Here is an 18629-nt window from a genome sequence, read left to right as displayed (position 1 = left end):
CCTTCTTGTTCACCGTTGAGTCGAACAGGTGCGGCTCGCCGTACCGATCTCTGGAACCAAAGAGGAGGTACGCGTGCGCACCATTGCCAGAGCCGTCCCCCCGCGACCCGTTCTGCTCACCGCCGTCGCCCTGACCACCGCCGCCGGTTCGCTCCTGCTCCAGCCCCGCACCGCGGACGCCACGCCCCGGCCCGCCCCCCGCCGGGGCAGCACGCCCGACCCGCGCCCCGCCATCCGCGAGGGCTCCGCACCGGACCGGCGGGCCGCCCTCGCCCCCGCCGTCGCCGCCCGCCGCGCCCTCACGGCCACCGAGCCGCACACCGACCCCGGCCTCGCCTACCCGCGCCGCCAGGTCCTCTCCCCCGACCCGACGAACACCGCCGACAAGTCCCTGAAGCTCGGCCTGACCCCGTACCACGCCCTCGCCCCGCGCCTGAACTCCCTCCAGCGGCTGGGCGATCGCGTGAGTGCCGAGGTCGCGGGCGTCTCGGCCGGCGGGCACCGGCTCTACCTCGTCACGGTCACCGCCCCGGAGACCGCCCGCGAGGCCGCCGACCAGGAGCGGATGCGCGCACTCATCGAGAACGCGCCCGCCACCGCCGCCAAGTCCCCGCAGATCAAGAGCAGTTACAAGATCCCGGTCTTCTTCGACAACAACATCCACGGCAACGAGTGGGAGGGCACGGACGCCTCCCTCACCCTCATCGAGCGGCTCGCCACCGCCAAGGACCCGAAAACCGAAGACCTCTTGGCGCACAGCCGCCTGTACTTCAACATCACGGCCAACCCGGACGGCCGTATCGCCGGCACCCGCGCCAACGCCAACGGCTTCGATCTGAACCGGGACTTGGTCACCGCCTCGCAGCCGGAGACCCGCGTGATCCGCGCGATCACTGTCGACAAGCAGCCCGCTGTCATGCTCGACCTGCATGGTTACGTAAACGGCACCCTCATCGAGCCGACCACTCCCCCGCACGGCGAGAACTACGAGTACGACCTCTTCCTCAAGAACACCTACGCCAACGCCCTGGGCATGGAGGCCGCCGTCAACGGCCTCGGGTACACCCCGGCCAAGGACGGCGTCGAGCCCGCCCAGATCCCCTTCCGCGACCGGGCGGAGGGCTGGGACGTCTGGCCCCCGGTCTTCACCCCGCAGTACGCGGCCTTCCAGGGCGCGGTCGCCGCCCACACCGTCGAGATCCCGCTGACGGTCGACAACTCCGCCTACGACACCCTCCCCACCGCCGAACTCCGCCGCCGCGCCGCGATCAACGTGGCCGTCGCGGGTGCGGCCATGCGCGCCACCCTCGACTTCGCCCAGTCGCACCGCGCTTCCCTCGTCGCCGACCAGATCGAGATGTTCCGGCGGGGTGCGGCGGGCGCGGGGCAAGTGCCGGTGTCGGCGCGGACCGTCCCGGGGGTCCCGGGAATCGGACCGGAGGACGTCTCCACAACCGAATTCCCCCGCGCCTACACCATTGCGGCCGACACCCCGGGCGCCCGTCTCGTCGCCCATCTCCTCGCCAATGACATCCGTGTCCTGCGCGCGGCGGACGGCTCGTACGTCGTCGACATGCACCAGCCCAAACGCGGCCTGGCGAACGCCCTGTTGGCCGACGGCCGTGACATCAGCGACAAGGTGACGGCCATGTACGACATCTCGGGCTGGAGCCTGGGACGCCTGTGGGGCGCGACGGTCCGAACGGCAACTACCCTCCCCGGCACACCACTTCACGCCGTCTCCGCCCCCTCCCCCGTGGCCTACGTCGCCCCGCACGGCGACCTCCGCCTCCGCCTCACCGACCCGGCGGAGTTCGCGGCCCTGAACTCCCTTCTCCGGCAAGGGGTTCCGGTACGGCGGGCGGCGGACGGCACTGCGATCGTTCCGGAGTCGGCGCGGGCGAGGGCAGCCGAGGCCGCCGCCAGATACGACGTGGCCTTCGAAGCAACCCCCCTCACCGGCACCCCCACCCCCACCACCCCCCTCCACCCCGTCCGGGTCGCCGCCGCCGTCACCGCGGGTGAGTTGTTCGCGCTGCGGGAGATGGACTTCGACGTCACGCCCGTGTCGACGGAGGTCCTGAACGCCGGGTTCGACTGGTCGAAGACGGACGTGCTGTTCGTGTCGGCCGGGCTGGAGTACGGGGATCTGACCCCGGCCGCCCGCAAGGCCCTCGACGTCTTCCTCGCCACCGGCCACGGGCTCGTCGGCCGGGGTGTCACCGGCGCGGCTCTCGGCTCGGCGGCCGGGCTGCTGACCGCGAGGGCGGTCGAGGGCGACGAGGACGCCAACGGCGTGGTGCGGGTGGTGAATTCGGGTCCGGTCACGGCCGGCGCACCACCGTACGGCTTTGTCTACGCGCCGGTGTGGTTCACCGGTCTCGGGCCCGGGGTGCGCGTCGAGCAGTCGTACGCGACCGGAAATCCACTGGTCGCCGGGCACTGGCGGGCGCAGGCCGACGGTTCCGGCGGTCCTGCCGCCGCGTCGGGGCGGCCCTCGGTCGTCAGTGGCCCGCGAGCTGTCCTGTTCGGCACGGAGCCCCTCTTCCGGGATCACCCGAAGGGGGAACTCCCGCAGGTCGGACGGGCGTTGTTCACCATGGCACACGCGAGCAGTGGCACACGCGGCAGCGGATCAGTTGAGGAGAGCGGATGACCCAGGAGATCCACGGCACCGTAGCCGACGGCTTCGAAGCGGTGCGGGACGAGTTCGCCGCGTTCGTGGCGACCGAACGCGCGGACTACGAAGGCCAGTTGTGTGCATACGTACACGGACGGCGGGTCGTCGACCTCTGGGCGGGACCGCCCGGCGCCGACGGCGACTCCCTGTACGGCGTGTTCTCCTCCACCAAGGGCGCCGCGCACCTCGTGGTCGCGCTGCTCGTGCAGGACGGCACGCTGGAGCTGGACCGCAAAGTGACCTACTACTGGCCGGAGTTCGCGGCGGAGGGCAAAGGCGCGCTGACTCTGCGCGAGTTGCTCGCGCACCGGGCGGGCCTGGTCGGCACGGACACGGGCTTCACGCTGGACGAACTCGCCGACGACCGGGCGGTCGCCGAACGCCTCGCCGACCAGCGGCCGTTCTGGCGCCCGGGCACGGCGTTCGGCTATCACGCCCTGGTGATCGGCGCGTTGACCGGCGAGATCGTCCGGCGGGCGACGGGCCGTTCGCTCCAGGAGGTGCACGAGGAGAGAGTGCGGGCGCCGTACGGCCTGGACTTCTTCCTCGGTCTGCCGATGGTGCACGAACCCCGGTTCCGCACCACCCAGCCCGTGTTGCCGACCCCGGACCAGCGGGCCGCGCGCGCCGCGGCGCCGCCCGCGCCGCACAGCCTCGGTGCGATCGCCTTCAACGAGCACGCGCCGGAGCCGACCGAACTGGCGGCGCTGCCGAACGAGCGGGTGATCCGGGCGAAGGGGCCCGCGTCGGTCGGCGGGGTGGCGTCGGCGCGCGGTCTCGCCGGGCTGTACGCGGCGGCGATCAGCTCGGTCGAGGACCGGGCGCCGCTGCTGAAGCCGGACACGGTGGCGGAGTTCGGGCAGTTGCACTCCGTCGGGTACGACGTGGTGGCCGGCACGCACAAGGCGTACGGCCTGGGTTTCCAGGCCACGGCGGAGGCCTGGTACCCGTTCCTGGGCGCCGGCACGATCGGCCACAGCGGCGCGGCGGGCTCCCAGGCCTTCGCGGACCCCCGCAGCGGGCTCGCCTACGGCTACACCCGCCGCCGCTTCGCGTTCCCGGGCGGCGCGGCACCGGAGAACGTGGGGCTGGTGCGAGCGGTGCACGGCGCGGCGCTGGCGAACTGAGATCGACGGCGTGGGCCCTCACCAGGGGCGAGGGCCCACCAAGCCCGACTCTCTCCCGGTCAGAGCTTGACGATCATCTTCCCGGTGTTCTCCCCGCGCAGCTGCCCGAGGAACGCCTCCAGGTTGTTCTCGATGCCCTCGACGACGGTCTCGCGGTACTTCAGCTCGCCGGACGCGACCCACGCGCCGACCTCCTGGACGAACTGCGGCTGGAGGTCGTAGTGGTCGCCGACGAGGAAGCCCTCGATGCGGCCACGGGTCTGGATGAGGCGGGCGAGGTTCTTCGGGCCGGGGACGGGCTCGGTGCTGTTGTAGACCGAGATCATGCCGCAGATCACGATGCGGCCGCGCTCGTTCAGGGAGCCGATCGCCGCTTCCAGGTGCTCGCCGCCGACGTTGTCGAAGTAGACGTCGAAGCCGTCCGGGGCGGCCTCGCGCAGCTGTGCGGCGACCGGGCCGTTCTTGTAGTTGAAGGCCGCGTCGAAGCCGTACTCCTCGACGAGGAGCTTGACCTTCTCGTCCGAGCCGGCGGAGCCGATGACCCGGGAGGCGCCCTTGAGCTTGGCGATCTGGCCGACCTCGCTGCCCACGGCACCAGCGGCGCCGGAGACGAACACCGAGTCGCCCTCCTTGAAGGCGGCGGTGCGCAGCAGGCCCGCGTAGGCGGTGAGGCCGGTCATGCCGACGACGCCGAGGTAGGTGGAGAGCGGGGCGAGGTCCGGGTCGACCTTGACGGCGCCCTTGGCGTCGATGGTCGCGTACTCGCGCCAGCCGCCGAAGTGCAGGACGTGGTCGCCGGCCGCGAAGCCCTCTGCGTTCGACTCGACGACCTCGCCGACCGCGCCGCCCTGCATGACCTTGCCCAGCTCGAAGGGGGCGACGTACGACTTGGCCGCCGACATCCTTCCGCGCATGTACGGGTCGACGGACAGGTACTTGTTCCGCACCAGCACCTGGCCCTCGCCCGGGGTCCGGGTCTCGGTCTCCACCAGGGCGAAGTCCTCGGGCTTCGGCCAGCCGACCGGGCGGCTGAGCAGGTGCCATTCGCGGTTGATCATCACAAGCGCCTTTCCTCAATGCGTGGCGTTCAAATACTTCAGTACCTGAAACAACCATGCCTCTGAATATTTCATGATGTCAAGTAACGGGGTACGCTCGAGTCCATGGCCACACCCGAAAAGACGCGCCGCCCCGACCCGCTGACCATGGAGGTCGTCGAGCTGATCGGCGACGTCGTGGCGCGGTTCTACGAGGACTACGAGGAGGCGGCGGGCGACCACGCGCTGACCGGCGCGCAGGCCCGGCTGCTGAGCCTGCTGTCCCTGGAGCCGCTGCCGATGCGCAAGCTGGCGCAGAAGCTGAAGTGCGAGCCGTCGAACGTCACGGGGATCGTGGACCGGCTGGAGACGCGCGGCCTGGTGGAGCGCCGCCCCGACCCCGCCGACCGGCGCGTGAAGCTGGCGGCGGCCACGGACGAGGGGCGCCGGGTGGCCCGCAGCCTGCGGGAGTCGCTACGGTTCGCCCGCGCACCGCTCGCGGGACTGTCGGACGAGGAGCGGCTGGCGTTGCGGGGGCTGCTGCGGCGGATGCTGGAGGCCTGAGCCGGGCAGCTGGCGTTGCGGGGATTGTTGCTGCGGACGCCCGCGTCGTAGCGGGACTCGGTGTGATGGAGAGACGGCGAACAACACGGTCCTCCTTCCCTGCCGGGAGAAAGTGCGAAATCGTGGTCATGTGACGCGACACGGACTCCGGTGGAAGGTGGCGGTCGCTGTCCTGGTCGGCTGCTGTCTGATCATTGCCGCCGCGTGGTTCTCCGGGGGACACCTGCCCGGACCGGGTTGGGTGACGGCGGGCGTGGGGGCGTTGATCGCGGCAGCAACCGTTCCGGGCAAGCGAGTCGTCGAGGCACTCGGAACCCGGTGGGCCGATCCTCTGGAACGGATGACCAGGCGCTCCGCCGTGCATCGTGCGGTTTTCGACGAAGCCCGGCGCGTCTCCGATTCCGGCCGGCGGATGGCCCTCAGTATCCATACGGCGATCCCGCTGCCCGCCGACGCCGACCCGAGCCTGTCCGGCACGCTCCCCCACTACATCCCCCGTGGAATCGACGCCGACGTCCGAGCATGGATCAGGGGCCACACGGAGACCGGCGGACTGCTCGTGCTGGTCGGCGACGCCGCGGCGGGCAAGACCCGTTGTCTGTATGAGGCATTGCGCGCGGAGGTACCGGACTGGCGGATACCTGAAGTGGAGACGGGCGCACAGCTCAACACGCTGGTCCGTGAAGGGGTGGCCCTGTCCCGTTCGGTCATCTGGCTCGACGAGCTGCAGAACTTCTTCGCCGACGAGATGCTCACAGCCGCTTCCGTACGCCAGTTGCTCCTTGGCCGGTACGGGCCCGTGCTCCTCGCCGCAACCATCCGGACCGAAGAACTGGACCGGCTCGCGTTCTCTGCGTCCCCAACTGTCGGCGGTTCAGCGACTCTTGCGTACAACCACGCGCAGCAGGTGATCAAAATGGTGGCCCGCTGGTCACCCCGCGGAGGCGTGGCCGAACGTGCCATCCGGTTCCATGTCGCCGGCCAGTTGACACCGGACGAGTTGGCACGAGCGCGTGTCCTCGCGGAGAGCGATCCACGCATTCGGATCGCCCTTCGGGGGGCCGAGGACGGCCAGATCACCGCGACCTTGGCCGGCGCACCGGAACTGATCGATCGTTGGACGCTGGACACCGCAGGAAACCCGAGCGGGCAAGCCGTGATCACGGCGGCCGTTGTCGCCCGCCGCTGCGGTCACCCGGAACCGATTCCCCTGACGGTGCTGGAGACCCTGGCCCTTCTCCACCTGGCCGGGCAGGAGGCCGTCCCGCCGACGGCCGAGTGGCTGACGACCGCCGTCGCGTGGGCCGAGAACCCCGTCACCGGAAGGATCAGGGCACTGCGCAGGTCCGCGACCGTCCCGGGCACGGCGGACGGTTATCGGGTGTCCGACGTCCTCCTTCAGCACTCCTACGTGTCCACCCAGAACCCTGTTGATTCCCTGCTGGTCCGTGACGACGTGTGGACCGCCCTGCTGGAACACGCGGCGCCGTTCGTCCTGACCGACATCGGGCTCGCCGCCGATGCGGCGGGAAAGGTCGAGTTGGCGGTCCGGGCCTGGCGCGGCGCCGCTCACGACGAGGATCGACGGGCCATGTCCTGCCTGGGACGGTTCCACGCCGACCTCGGGGAAATTCGAGAAGGAGCGTCATGGTTCCGGCGTGCGATCGACCTGGGGTACCGCCCCGCGATGGTGGGACTGGCCGGGTGTTTGAGGGAGTTGGGCGAACGGGCCGAAGCCGAGACCTGGGTGCGCCGAGCCGCCGAACTCGGCTCCACCGGGGCCATGGTGTACCTGGGCATGATGCTCTTCGCCGAGGGCAACGCGGTCGAAGGTGAAGCCTGGTACCGACGCGCGGCCGAGCTCGGTGAGGTCGTAGTGATGGCGAACCTCGGATACCAGCTCAAAGGGCGGGGAGATCTCGCCGGAGCCGAGGAGTGGAATCGTCGCGGAGCCGTTCTCGGCGTTCCGGGCGCCATGGAAAATCTGGCCGTCATTCTCAACGAACGCGGAGACCACGAACAGGCCCTGGAGTGGTACCGCCGAGCCGCCGAACGATCCCTCGCCTTCATGGAGGAATCCCCGTCCTTCTTCCGCCCCTGGCCCGGGGAATCACGCGACCAAGGCGTCTCCGAATCCATTCTCGGTCTCGTCCGTATGCTCCTCGCTCAGGTCGGGACGGACCAGGCGCGGGAAGAGGCCGAATACTGGCTGCGAGTGATCGCCGAACGAGGTGACGCCCGAGCAGCAGCAGCGCTCTCCGAGCTTGCGGCCGAACGAGGGGACACGGCGGGCGCCCGAGCATGGAGGCGTACCGCTGCCGAGGCCTCCGACAGCCTGCTCACCCGCAGCTGGTCATCACTGCTCGACGCGTACGGCGAGCCCGGTGTGCGGTGTCACGTGGACATTCTCCTGACGCACGCAACTCGCCTGGCCCAGGAGGGAGATGCCACGGGAGCCGAGGAATGGCACACAAAGGCCGCGCACCATGCCACACGGCTGACCTGACAACCAGGACGCCCCTGCCGAGTGCATTCCGCCCGCTCCCTCAGCCACGTCACCCGGTCCCGAACTCGTACTGCAATTCGTAGAGATGCCCCGCCTTGATCATGACCGTCACCTCGACAAGACGATCGTGATTGCTGCGGACAACACGCAGAGTGCGGAGGACCGGCATGCTGCTGGTAAGGCGCAGCGCCTGATACTGATCCTGGGTAGGGATCCTGGCGGAGACCCGGTCCGAGCTCAGGAGGGGCGGATAGCCAAGTTCGGCCAGGAGGGCGGGAGTTCCTCCTTTGATCCTGCGGCGGTCCATCAGAGCCGTGCCCCGGGCGATGTCCAGCGGATAGTAGGAATGGACGAGTTCCGCCGGCTCATCGTCGACGAGGAGGATCTGACTCCGAAGCAGAGCCGTGCCATTCTCCGAAAGGCCGAAGACCGCACGCACGTCGGCGGGCGGGCGGCTCTCACTCACATCCAGGATCGCGCTGCGGGCGTGCTCGCCATGTTTGGCCGCCTCGGTGAGCCATCGGTACGTCTCTCCGGGGGCAGTCGGCCCCATCAGCGCCGCAGGTCGCACGGTCCGTTGGCGGTGCTCACGGACCGTGACCGCCGCGCCGGCCCGACCGACCACCAGGCCTTCCTCCTTGAGGAGTTGGACGGCCTTCTGCACCGTGGCATTGGAAGAGTCGAAGCGGTCCTTCAGCTGCGCGGTGGAGGGCAGGTGGGACCCGGGCGCCAGTTCGCCAGTCATGATGTCATCACGCAGATCGGCCGCGATCCGTTCGTGGAGCGAGCGGCGGTCGGCGGCATCCGATTCGGCCTTGGGCACGGTTATCCGATCCTGATCTGGTAGCGCAGTCTCTGCCGTAGGGCAGGCATCACCATACGGTCGACCTGGATCGGCCGGTCGTCGCGGTCCACCGTGAGCCTCGTCAGCCGTAGAACCGGCTCATGCGGTGCGGTCCGCAGAACCTCCCGCTCCTCCTCGTCCGGCATCGCAGCCGTCACGTCCTCATTCGCGAGCACACCGACGTACCCCAGTTCGGCGAGCAGCGTGACGGCGCCGCCGCGGATCTTGGCTGTTCTGGCGAGCGCGGTGCCCCGGGCGATGCCGACCGGATAGTAGGTGTCCGTGAGTTCGTTGGGCTGCTCGTCGAGAAGAATCAGCCGCCTCCGTACAACGACCGTTTCGCCTTCTTGGATGCCGAGCAACTCCGCGACAAAAGCCGGCGCCGACGCCTCTCCCGCGTGCACGATCCGCTGGGTGCCGCGCCTACCCTGGGCCGCCGCTTCGGCACCCCAGGCGTCGCGTTGCATGCCGCGCCTCGGCGTCAGATATGGCAACGAAGCGCTGACCCAGCTGTTCTCGCTCATGACGCCCTCCCGCGACGGCCTGCATTCGGACCTTGCCGCCTTACACGTTAAGCGACCCGCCCAGGCCGCGCGTCACTCTCGCGACACATATTGCCGCTTTTCGCGAATAGCAGTAAGGTAGTCGCCGTCGAACACCTCAGGTATGCGGAGGTCCACACCGTGCCCCTGCCACGGCAACGTCGCTTTCCTCGGTCGCGCGCATCGGTGCGCGACGCTCGTGACTTCGTCCATCAGGCACTGACCGACTGGGGATGCTCCGACCGGTTGGACGACATCCGGCTCTGCGCTTCGGAACTCGCCACCAACGCCTTGCTGCACGGAGCACCGCCCGGCAGGGAGTACTGCGTGACTCTTTCGCTCGACAGCGGGGTAATTCGTCTCGGCGTCCGGGACAGCGGCGATCAGTGCACCCCGCCCCGCATTCCGGACAGCGATGCCTGCTCCGGCCGGGGCCTGCTGTTGGTGCGGGAGTTGGCCGACGACCTGGGCGTGACGGAGCACATCGTCGGCAAGACCGTTTGGGCGGCCTTCAAGACGGCCTGTCAGCCGGAGCGTGCCGACTGGACCCGGACATGACCACGGCTGCCGAGACGTCTCCGGCTCGCAGCGCGGCACAGCACCGGTAGCACCGAGATGGTCGCGAGGCCAGGCGCGCCCCAGCTCCGGACCGGGAGCACCCGAACTTGACCCCCGAGACGGGCTGTCGCTGCCTCGCGGCTCAGGAGCACCACCACAGGACCTGCTTGCACGTCTCCGAGGGCGACGGTGTCGGGCTCGGGTCCGAGGACGACGGCGACGAGGACGGGGTGGTCGACGGGTCCGCCGTGGACGTCGACGCGGGGGACGTGCCGGCGCCGCCCGTCGTGGGCGTGTCCGACTCGGCGGGGCCCTTCGTGCCCGTCGCGGACGCCGACGGCGACGCGGACCGGGATGCCGAGGCGTCCGGGGACGCCGTGCCGGTGGCTGTTCCGCCGGTCTTCGTGTCGTTCACGGGCTCGGCCGTCCCGCTCGCCTCCGAGGACGCCCCGCCCTCCGCCGACGCGTCGCTCGACGCCGCCGACCTCGGGGTCGAGAACGGCGCGTCCGTGCCCAGCTCGGCCAGGCTCAGGCCGCCGGCCGCCAGGACGAAGCCGGCCGTGACGAGCAGCACCCGGCGCCGCCGTCTGCGGTGTGCCGCGGCCTTGCGATCGCGACGGCTCGTGTCCGCCGCGCCCGGACCCTCGGTGTCGCCGTCGCCCCGGCCGCGCCCTCGGTTCCTACGGCGCGCGGCGCGCCCCGCGCGTTCGCCGTCCGCGTCGCCCTCGCCGGGCGCGTCGTCGTGCGCGCCCCCGCTCTCGCGCGAGGCGCCGTCCGTTTGCGAACGCGCGTCAACTCCCGGCGCGTGGGCGTGAGTCGGCTCGGCTGTCGCTTCGGCTGATGCGCCGCACCCCGGGCACGCGAGGGCGCCGTTCAGGTGCCGGCCGCAGGGGTGGCAGTAGTCCATGACGCCGGAAGACTAAGTTCCCCCCAGGTAACGTTCATAGCCGCCGCTGTGAAAATTGTGCAAGGAACCGCGCGCCTGACCGAAACGTCGGGCGAAACCCTTGCCGAACCGTTACGCGTTCGACCCATTGACACCCCAGCCCCGGCGTCCTTACTGTCTGCCCAGCATTTCGAACGCGAGCCGAAATTTCGAACAGCACCGAAGAGCACAGGGGGCATCTGCCGTGCGCATCACGGGAATCAGCACGCACGTGGTCGGGACGCCATGGCGCAACCTGACGTACGTCCAAGTGCACACCGACGAGGGCGTCACCGGTGTCGGCGAGACCCGGATGCTGGGCCACACCGACGCGCTGATCGGTTACCTGCGCGAGGCCGAGGCAAACCACATTCTCGGTTCCGACCCGTTCGCCGTGGAAGACCTCGTACGCCGGATGAAGTACGGCGACTACGGGCGCGCGGGTGAAATCGTCATGTCCGGCATCGCCGTGATCGAGATGGCGTGCTGGGACATCAAGGGCAAGGCCCTCGGCGTCCCGGTGTGGCAGCTGCTCGGCGGCAAGGTCACCGACAAGGTGAAGGCGTACGCCAACGGCTGGTACACCACCGAGCGGACCCCGGAGGCCTATCACAAGGCCGCCCAGGGAGTCGTGGAGCGCGGCTACAAGGCGCTGAAGATCGACCCGTTTGGGACCGGGCACTTCGAACTCGACCACGCGCAGACCCTGTACGCGGTCTCCCTCATCGAGGCCGTGCGGGACGCCATCGGTCCGGACGCCGAGCTGATGCTGGAGATGCACGGCCGGTTCTCGCCGTCCACCGCCGTACGGCTGGCGCACGAACTCGCACCCTTCAAGCCGGCGTGGCTGGAGGAACCCTGCCCGCCGGAGAACCTGAAGGCGCTGGAGAAGGTCGCCGCCAAGGTGGACATCCCCATCGCCACGGGTGAGCGCATCCACGACCGGATCGAGTTCCGCGAGCTGTTCGAGAGCCAGGCCGTCGACATCATCCAGCCCGACGTCGGTCACATCGGCGGCATCTGGGAGACCCGCAAGCTCGCCGCGACCGCCGAGGCGCACTACGTCCTCGTCGCCCCGCACAACGTCGGCGGGCCGGTCCTGACCGCCGCCTCGCTCCAAGTCGGCTTCTCCTCCCCGAACTTCAAGATCCTGGAGCACTTCAACGACTTCGCGGACGCGGAGATCAAGAAGGTCGTCAAGGGCGCGCCCGAGGTGATCGACGGCTACTTCCACCTCTCCGACGCGCCCGGTCTCGGCGTCGAGCTGGACACCGACGCGGCGGCCGAATTCCCGCAGCAGCAGGCGCGGTTCGACCTCTGGGCGGACGGCTGGGAACAACGCAAGCCGAAGGGCTCGAAGTGAGCGCGGCGGTCGTCATCGCGGCACCGGGCGAGCACCGGCTGACCGCGCACGAGCCCCGGCAGCCGGACGCGGGCGAGGCGCTGGTGCGCGTCCACGCGGTCGGCATCTGCGGCAGCGACCGCGAGGTGTACCAGGGCAACAGGCCCGAGGGATACGTCCGTTACCCCCTCACCCCGGGCCACGAGTGGTCCGGCACGGTGGAAGCGGTCGGCGCCGGGGCGCCTTCGACCCTGGTCGGCCGCAAGGTGGTTGGCGAGGGCTTCCGCAACTGCCAGGTCTGCGACCGCTGCCACGCGGGCGAGACAACGTTGTGCACGGCGGGCTACGAGGAGACCGGCTTCACCCAGCCCGGGGCGATGGCCACCACCCTCACCCTCCCCGCCCGTCTCCTCCATGTCCTCCCGGACGAGGCCGACTTGACGGCCGCGGCGCTTCTTGAGCCCGCCGCCTGCATCGCGGCGGCGGCTCTGAAGGCCAACGCGCGGCCGGGTGAGCGGGTCGCGGTGGTCGGCACCGGCACGCTCGGGATGTTCGCGGTGCAGTTCCTGAAGGCGGGCTCCCCCGCCGAGTTGCTCGTGGTGGGCACCCGGCCCGACCGCGAGAAGCTGTCGATGGACTTCGGCGCGAGCCGATTCCTCACCAGGGACCAGGAGTTGCCCGACGACTTCGACGTCGTGATCGAGACCGCCGGGTCCGCGTCCGCCGCGCGCACCGCCGCCTCCCTGCTCCGGCGCGGCGGACGCCTGGTCCTCACGGGCATCCCCGCGCCGGGCGCCGAGGGTCTCGACCCGACCGGTCTCGTCGTACGGCAGCTGGAGGTGCACACCGTCTTCGGGGCGCCGCCGGACGCCTGGGCGCACACGGTGCGGGTGTTCGGGGCCGGGTTGCTCGATCCGCTTTCTCTCGTCACCCACGAGCTGCCGCTCGCCGAGTTCCCACGGGCCATCGAGCTGGTGGGGTCCGGCGATCCCGAGGTCGGCAAGGTGCTGCTGCGGCCGTAGGAAACCCCAGCCGTACGCCGGCACGGGGTGTCCTGACCACCCCGTGCCGGCGTACCACCAGAGTCTTTTTCTACCCCGAGCCGCGAACCGCGTCCGAAATACCGAACGAGAAGGACAGCTAGTGACCGACACCGCCACGGCAGCCCGCAGGCCCGGGGAGCAGGCGCTCTCCGCGCTCGGCCTGGGCGCGCCCGCCCTCGACCCCGCCGACGCCTCGTCCCACACCTTCCCGGGCGGCGGTCGCTGGCGCACCGAGATCCCCTCGTGCGAGGGTCCCGAGGCGCTGGCGGTCATCCTCAAGGAGTCCTCGCGCCTCGACGTGCCGATCCACCGGATCAGCCAGGGCAGCGGCGTGTGGATGCTGACCGACTCCGAGATCACCGAGATGGTCGAGGCCGCCGGTGAGCGCGACATCGAGCTGTGCCTGTTCACCGGTCCGCGCGGGACGTGGGACATCGGCGGCTCGGTGCGGTCCGACTCGCGTGGCGGCGGGCTGCGCGCCCGGGGTCACGACGCGGTCGCCGGGTGCGTCGAAGACGCCGTCCGGGCAACGGAGTTGGGCGTCAAGTGCCTGCTCGTCGCCGACGAGGGCGTGCTGTGGACGCTGCACCGGGCGCGGGTGGCCGGGATCATCCCGGCCGACACGACGCTCAAGGTCTCGGCGCTGATCGGTCCGGTCAACCCGGCCGCGTACGCGGTGTACGAGCGGCTCGGCGCGGACTCGTTGAACGTGCCGAGCGATCTGACGCTGGATCACCTGACGGAGATCCGCCGGGTTTCCGCTGCCCCCATGGACATGTACATCGAGGCGCCCGACGACCTCGGTGGCTACATCCGGATGTACGAGGTCGCGGAGCTGATCCGCCGAGGTGCCCCCCTGTACCTGAAGTTCGGCCTCTCCAAGGCCCCCGGCATCTACCCGTGGGGCACCCACCTGCGGGACGTCACGCTCGACACGGCGCGGGAGCGGGTCCGTCGGGGCCGGCTGGCCCTCGACCTGCTCGCGCGGCACGGGGCGGACGGGGACATGGCTCCGCTGGGGTCCAGGTTGCCGGGGTCTCTGCACCGTTTCCCGACCGAGAGTGCCATGGGATGACCGCTGGGGGCTGCGGGCCGCCTGTGGCTGGTCGCGCAGTTCCCCGCGCCCCTGAAAAACCCGGACCGGCGCTCAAAGGACGCGGGGAGTTCGGGGCCCTTAAAAACCGGGCCCGCGTTCCTGAGGTCGCGAGGAACTGCCCGACCACACAAAACAACCCGCACCTCTCAAACCCAGGCCCGCTTCCAAGGGGCGCGAGGAACTGCGCGACCAGCCCCCACCGGGCCGCACCACACAACACAACCCGCACCACGCAAGCCCCACACCAACGAACCCGCACAACAACAACCCGCACCACCGCACCGCACCCCACCCCGAACCACCCCGCACGCTCGCTGCACCTCTCAACGACGAGAAGAATGAGGCCAGTTCACATGCGCATCCGCAGAAGCCGCGCCCTCCCCCTCATAGCCGGCGCCGCCACCCTCGCGCTGACCCTGTCCGCTTGCGGACAGAGCGGATCCGGCGGCAGCAAGGAGAAGGCAAGCAGCGCCAAGGGCGGCACAATCGGCATCGCGATGCCGACGAAGTCCTCCGCACGCTGGATCTCCGACGGCGACAACATGGTCAAGGACCTCAAGTCCAAGGGCTACAAGACCAAGCTGGTCTACGGCGAGGACAACCCGGACACCCAGGTCTCCCAGATCGAGAACATGATCACCCAGAACGTCAAGGGCCTGATCATCGCGGCGATCGACAACAAGTCCCTGAACAACGTGCTCCAGGAAGCCGCCGCCGCGAAGATCCCGGTCATCGCCTACGACCGCCTCATCCTCGGCACCAAGAACGTCGACTACTACGCCTCGTTCGACAACACGAAGGTCGGCGTCGAGCAGGGCTCGTACATCATCAAGCAGCTCGGTCTGGACAGCGGCAAGAAGGGCCCGTTCAACATCGAGCTGTTCGCCGGCTCGAACGACGACAACAACACCAAGTACTTCTTCAACGGCGCGATGAGCGTGCTCCAGCCGTACATCGACAAGAAGGAACTGGTCGTCAAGTCCGGGCAGACCGCGCTCAACAAGGTCACCACCCTGCGCTGGGACGGCACCACCGCGCAGAACCGCATGGAGGACATCCTCACCGGCTCCTACAAGACCGGCCGGGTCGACGCGGTGCTCTCGCCCTACGACGGCATCTCCATCGGCATCCTGTCCGCGCTGAAGTCGGACGGCTACGGCTCGGCCGGCAAGCCGCTGCCGGTGATCACCGGCCAGGACGCCGAGCTGGCCTCGGTGAAGTCGATCATCGCCGGTGAGCAGACACAGACCGTCTACAAGGACACCCGCGAACTCGCCAAGGTCGCGGACACCATGATCGACGACGTGCTCAACGGCAAGACGCCGAAGACCAACGACACCAAGACCTACGACAACGGCACCAAGGTCATCCCCGCCTACCTGCTCCAGCCGGTGAGCGTCGACAAGACCAACTACGAGGACGTGCTGGTCAAGGGCGGGTACTACACGGACGCCCAACTCAAGTAAGTACGCGTCCAGTTACCCGACCCCACACTGATTGGTAGGCACGACCATGGCGGGACCCGTCCTGGAAATGCGCTCGATCGTCAAGACCTTTCCCGGTGTCAAAGCGCTGTCGGACGTCACCTTGACGGTCCGTCAGGGCGAGGTCCACGCCATCTGCGGTGAGAACGGCGCCGGGAAGTCCACCTTGATGAAGGTGCTCTCCGGCGTCCATCCGCACGGCAGTTACGAGGGCGACATCCTCTTCGAAGGGGAGGAGTGCCGCTTCCGCGACATCCGGGCGAGCGAGCAGCGCGGCATCGTCATCATCCACCAGGAGCTGGCACTGGTGCCGTTCCTCTCCATCGCGGAGAACATCTTCCTCGGCAACGAGCACGCCACGCGCGGGCTCATCAACTGGAACGAGACGCTGCGGCACGGCACCGAACTGCTGCGCCGGGTGGGCCTCGGCGACCACCCGGAGACCCGCGTGGCCGACATCGGCGTGGGCAAGCAGCAGCTCGTGGAGATCGCGAAGGCGCTGTCGAAGAAGGTGAAACTGCTCATCCTGGATGAGCCGACCGCGGCCCTGAACGACGAGGACAGCGGCAAACTCCTCGACCTCATCCTGGAGTTGAGGAAGCAGGGCATCACCTGCATCATCATCTCCCACAAGCTGAACGAGATCCGCAGGGTCGCCGACTCGGTGACGATCCTGCGCGACGGCCGCTCCATCGAGACCCTCGACGTGAAGGCGCCGGAGACGACCGAGGAGCGGATCATCTCCGGCATGGTCGGCCGCGACCTCGACCACCGCTTCCCCGAGCGCACCCCGTACGCGGGCGAGCCCGAGGCGGCACCCGCCCTGGAGATCCGCGACTGGACGGTGTTCCACCCGATCGACCAGCAGCGCAAGGTAGTTGACGATGTGTCAATAAATGTGCGCAGGGGCGAGATCGTCGGCATCGCCGGACTCATGGGCGCCGGCCGCACCGAACTCGCGATGAGCGTCTTCGGGCGCTCCTACGGCCGCTACGCCGGCGGCACGGTCCTCAAGGACGGCCAGGAGATCCGCACCAAGTCGGTCGCGGAGGCCGTCGGGCACGGCATCGCCTATGTCACGGAGGACCGTAAGCACTACGGCCTCAACCTCATCGACACGATCAACCGGAACATCTCGCTGACCGCCCTGAACAAGGTCGCCCGGCGCGGTGTGGTCGACGAGCAGGAGGAACGGCAGGTCGCCGAGGGCTTCCGCACGTCCATGAACATCAAGGCGCCGACCGTCTTCGAGCCGGTGGGCAAGCTGTCCGGCGGCAACCAGCAGAAGGTCGTCCTCAGCAAGTGGATCTTCGCGGGTCCCGAGGTGCTGATCCTGGACGAGCCCACGCGCGGTATCGACGTGGGCGCCAAGTACGAGATCTACACGGTCATCGACCAACTCGCCGCCGAGGGCAAGGCGGTGGTCTTCATCTCCTCCGAACTGCCGGAGCTGCTCGGCATGTGCGACCGCATCTACACGATGGCGGCGGGCCGCCTGACCGGTGAGGTGCCCCGGGCCGAGGCCACGCAGGAAGTGCTGATGCGCCAGATGACGAAGGACAAAGAGGTAACCCGATGAGCACGGACGTCACCGACAAGATCCCGGCCGCGGCACCGCCGGGCAAGGGCGGATCGGGCACGGGCGGCGGCCTGTTGCAGCTGGTGCTGGACGGTCTGCGGCGCAACATGCGCCAGTACGGCATGCTGATCGCCCTCGGTCTGATCGTGATTCTCTTCGAGATCTGGACCGGCGGCGACCTGCTGCTGCCGCGCAACGTCTCCAACCTGGTGCTGCAGAACAGCTACATCCTGATCCTCGCGATCGGCATGATGCTGGTCATCATCGCCGGGCACATCGACCTGTCGGTCGGTTCGCTGACGGCTTTCGTGGGCGCCTTCGCGGCGGTCCTGATGGTCAATCACCATGTGTCGTGGCCCGTCGCGTTGGTGCTGTGCCTGCTGATGGGCGCCGTCGCGGGCTCCGTGCAAGGCCTGTTGATCGCCTACGCGGGCATACCGTCCTTCATCGTCACCCTCGCCGGAATGCTGCTCTTCCGCGGCCTCACGGAGATCCTCCTCCAGGGCCAGACCCTGGGCCCCTTCCCCAACGGCCTGCAGAAGATCGGCAACGGCTTCCTGCCCGCGGTCGGCCCGAACACCAACTACCACAACATCACGCTGCTGTTGGGCCTCGTGATGATCGCCGCGGTGGTGTGGCAGGAGGTGCGCGACCGGCGTCGGCAGCAGGAGTTCTCGCTCGACGTGCCGCCCGTCAAGCTGTTCCTGCTGAAGCTCGTCGCGATCGTCGCGGCGATCGCCTGGCTCACCCTGCTGCTCGCCAGCTACGACGGTGCGCCGATCATCCTGATCATCCTCGGTGTCCTGGTGGCCGGTTACGGCTACGTGATGCGCAACACCGTCTTCGGCCGCCACATCTACGCGATCGGCGGCAATCTGCCGGCCGCGAAGCTGTCCGGCGTCAAGGACAAGCGCGTCACCTTCCAGGTGTTCCTGAACATGGGCGTGCTCGCGGCCCTGGCGGGTCTGGTGGTCACCTCCCGCCTCAACGCGGCCTCGCCGAAGGCGGGCGACGGCTTCGAACTGGAGGCCATCGCCTCCTCGTTCATCGGTGGCGCGTCCATGAGCGGCGGTGTCGGCACCGTCCTCGGCGCCATCATCGGCGGTCTCGTCCTCGGCGTGCTGAACAACGGCATGAACCTCCTCAGTGTCGGCACCGACTGGCAACAGGTCATCAAGGGGCTCGCCCTGCTGGCCGCGGTCGGCTTCGACGTCTGGAACAAACGCAAGTCCGGTTCGTAACTTCAGCCCGGGCCCCGCACGTCTGTCATTCGCACAGCACGGCGGGGCCCCTTCCATGTGC

The 18629-nt window shown here is 69.2% G+C and carries 15 protein-coding genes; 11 read left to right on the top strand and 4 right to left on the bottom strand.

The features are described from left to right. Positions 1-73 precede the first annotated feature (73 nt). Together ACIQBL_RS33990 and ACIQBL_RS33985 are read left to right on the top strand one after the other, a co-directional pair. Positions 74-2656 carry a M14 family zinc carboxypeptidase gene (locus ACIQBL_RS33990; RefSeq protein WP_401948687.1) on the top strand — a complete coding sequence of 861 codons (2583 nt, stop codon included), beginning with the start codon at positions 74-76 and terminating at the stop codon, positions 2654-2656. Then, positions 2653-3807, top strand: coding sequence for a serine hydrolase domain-containing protein (locus tag ACIQBL_RS33985; RefSeq protein WP_401948685.1), 1155 nt, complete (start codon positions 2653-2655; stop codon positions 3805-3807). The genes ACIQBL_RS33990 and ACIQBL_RS33985 overlap by 4 nt, the downstream gene beginning before the upstream one ends. 59 nt (positions 3808-3866) lie before the next feature. Here the strand turns inward: ACIQBL_RS33985 and ACIQBL_RS33980 are convergent, their stop codons facing one another. After that, on the bottom strand, positions 3867-4865 hold the full coding sequence (locus ACIQBL_RS33980; protein WP_401948682.1) for an NADP-dependent oxidoreductase: 999 nt from the start codon (positions 4863-4865) through the stop codon (positions 3867-3869). A gap of 105 nt (positions 4866-4970) precedes the next feature. Between ACIQBL_RS33980 and ACIQBL_RS33975 the strand changes: the two genes are divergently transcribed. Beyond that, positions 4971-5408, top strand: a complete 438-nt coding sequence (locus tag ACIQBL_RS33975; RefSeq protein WP_401948679.1) for a MarR family winged helix-turn-helix transcriptional regulator — start codon at positions 4971-4973, stop codon at positions 5406-5408. A 412-nt stretch (positions 5409-5820) separates the two neighbouring features. Continuing rightward, on the top strand, positions 5821-7914 hold the full coding sequence (locus tag ACIQBL_RS33970; RefSeq protein ID WP_401948676.1) for a tetratricopeptide repeat protein: 2094 nt from the start codon (positions 5821-5823) through the stop codon (positions 7912-7914). Between the two features lie 49 nt (positions 7915-7963). Here ACIQBL_RS33970 and ACIQBL_RS33965 read toward each other — a convergent pair whose 3' ends face one another. Together ACIQBL_RS33965 and ACIQBL_RS33960 are read right to left on the bottom strand one after the other, a co-directional pair. Beyond that, entirely contained in the window at positions 7964-8743 is a 780-nt protein-coding gene (locus ACIQBL_RS33965) for a GntR family transcriptional regulator (RefSeq protein ID WP_401948814.1), read from the bottom strand. Beyond that, a complete protein-coding gene (locus ACIQBL_RS33960; protein ID WP_401948674.1) occupies positions 8740-9282 on the bottom strand; it encodes a GntR family transcriptional regulator in 543 nt (180 codons plus the stop codon). The genes ACIQBL_RS33965 and ACIQBL_RS33960 overlap by 4 nt, the downstream gene beginning before the upstream one ends. Positions 9283-9441: 159 nt before the next feature. Here ACIQBL_RS33960 and ACIQBL_RS33955 point away from each other — a divergent pair, with 159 nt between their 5' ends. Then, a complete protein-coding gene (locus ACIQBL_RS33955; RefSeq protein ID WP_401948671.1) occupies positions 9442-9858 on the top strand; it encodes an ATP-binding protein in 417 nt (138 codons plus the stop codon). 142 nt (positions 9859-10000) lie between these two features. On the opposite strand, the gene ACIQBL_RS33950 is transcribed toward ACIQBL_RS33955, so the two are convergent. Then, the gene (locus tag ACIQBL_RS33950; protein WP_401948668.1) at positions 10001-10765 is read right to left on the bottom strand and encodes a hypothetical protein; all 765 of its coding nucleotides are present in this window, start codon (positions 10763-10765) and stop codon (positions 10001-10003) included. A gap of 223 nt (positions 10766-10988) precedes the next feature. Between ACIQBL_RS33950 and ACIQBL_RS33945 the strand changes: the two genes are divergently transcribed. From ACIQBL_RS33945 to mmsB, 6 genes are all read left to right on the top strand, one after another. Next, positions 10989-12146 (top strand): mandelate racemase/muconate lactonizing enzyme family protein, encoded by a 1158-nt coding sequence (locus ACIQBL_RS33945; protein WP_401948666.1) that lies wholly within the window; start codon positions 10989-10991, stop codon positions 12144-12146. Beyond that, a complete protein-coding gene (locus ACIQBL_RS33940; RefSeq protein ID WP_401948664.1) occupies positions 12143-13147 on the top strand; it encodes a zinc-binding dehydrogenase in 1005 nt (334 codons plus the stop codon). The genes ACIQBL_RS33945 and ACIQBL_RS33940 overlap by 4 nt, the downstream gene beginning before the upstream one ends. A 121-nt stretch (positions 13148-13268) precedes the next feature. Next, the gene (locus tag ACIQBL_RS33935) at positions 13269-14243 is read left to right on the top strand and encodes a hypothetical protein (RefSeq protein ID WP_401948661.1); all 975 of its coding nucleotides are present in this window, start codon (positions 13269-13271) and stop codon (positions 14241-14243) included. A 374-nt stretch (positions 14244-14617) separates the two neighbouring features. Beyond that, positions 14618-15730, top strand: a complete 1113-nt coding sequence (chvE, locus tag ACIQBL_RS33930; protein WP_401948658.1) for a multiple monosaccharide ABC transporter substrate-binding protein — start codon at positions 14618-14620, stop codon at positions 15728-15730. 46 nt (positions 15731-15776) lie between these two features. Continuing rightward, positions 15777-17327, top strand: coding sequence for a multiple monosaccharide ABC transporter ATP-binding protein (gene mmsA / locus ACIQBL_RS33925; RefSeq protein WP_401948655.1), 1551 nt, complete (start codon positions 15777-15779; stop codon positions 17325-17327). Continuing rightward, positions 17324-18568, top strand: a complete 1245-nt coding sequence (mmsB, locus tag ACIQBL_RS33920; protein ID WP_401948652.1) for a multiple monosaccharide ABC transporter permease — start codon at positions 17324-17326, stop codon at positions 18566-18568. The genes mmsA and mmsB overlap by 4 nt, the downstream gene beginning before the upstream one ends. Positions 18569-18629 lie beyond the last annotated feature (61 nt).

This window comes from Streptomyces sp. NPDC088350 (genome assembly GCF_044753545.1).
Classification (GTDB): Bacteria; Actinomycetota; Actinomycetes; order Streptomycetales; family Streptomycetaceae; genus Streptomyces.
The sequence above is the reverse complement of the archived record's forward strand: the minus strand, read 5'-3'. Positions and strand labels throughout refer to the sequence as shown.

What these genes read in the sequence shown, in the direction of transcription:
- ACIQBL_RS33975 (WP_401948679.1), top strand. Translation starts at nt 4,971, where the DNA reads ATGGCCACACCCGAAAAGACGCGCCGCCCCGACCCGCTGACCATGGAG.
- ACIQBL_RS33950 (WP_401948668.1), bottom strand. Translation starts at nt 10,765, where the DNA reads ATGGACTACTGCCACCCCTGCGGCCGGCACCTGAACGGCGCCCTCGCG.
- chvE (WP_401948658.1), top strand. Translation starts at nt 14,618, where the DNA reads ATGCGCATCCGCAGAAGCCGCGCCCTCCCCCTCATAGCCGGCGCCGCC.
- ACIQBL_RS33970 (WP_401948676.1), top strand. Translation starts at nt 5,821, where the DNA reads ATGGCCCTCAGTATCCATACGGCGATCCCGCTGCCCGCCGACGCCGAC.
- ACIQBL_RS33980 (WP_401948682.1), bottom strand. Translation starts at nt 4,865, where the DNA reads ATGATCAACCGCGAATGGCACCTGCTCAGCCGCCCGGTCGGCTGGCCG.
- ACIQBL_RS33960 (WP_401948674.1), bottom strand. Translation starts at nt 9,282, where the DNA reads ATGAGCGAGAACAGCTGGGTCAGCGCTTCGTTGCCATATCTGACGCCG.
- mmsA (WP_401948655.1), top strand. Translation starts at nt 15,777, where the DNA reads ATGGCGGGACCCGTCCTGGAAATGCGCTCGATCGTCAAGACCTTTCCC.
- ACIQBL_RS33985 (WP_401948685.1), top strand. Translation starts at nt 2,653, where the DNA reads ATGACCCAGGAGATCCACGGCACCGTAGCCGACGGCTTCGAAGCGGTG.
- mmsB (WP_401948652.1), top strand. Translation starts at nt 17,324, where the DNA reads ATGAGCACGGACGTCACCGACAAGATCCCGGCCGCGGCACCGCCGGGC.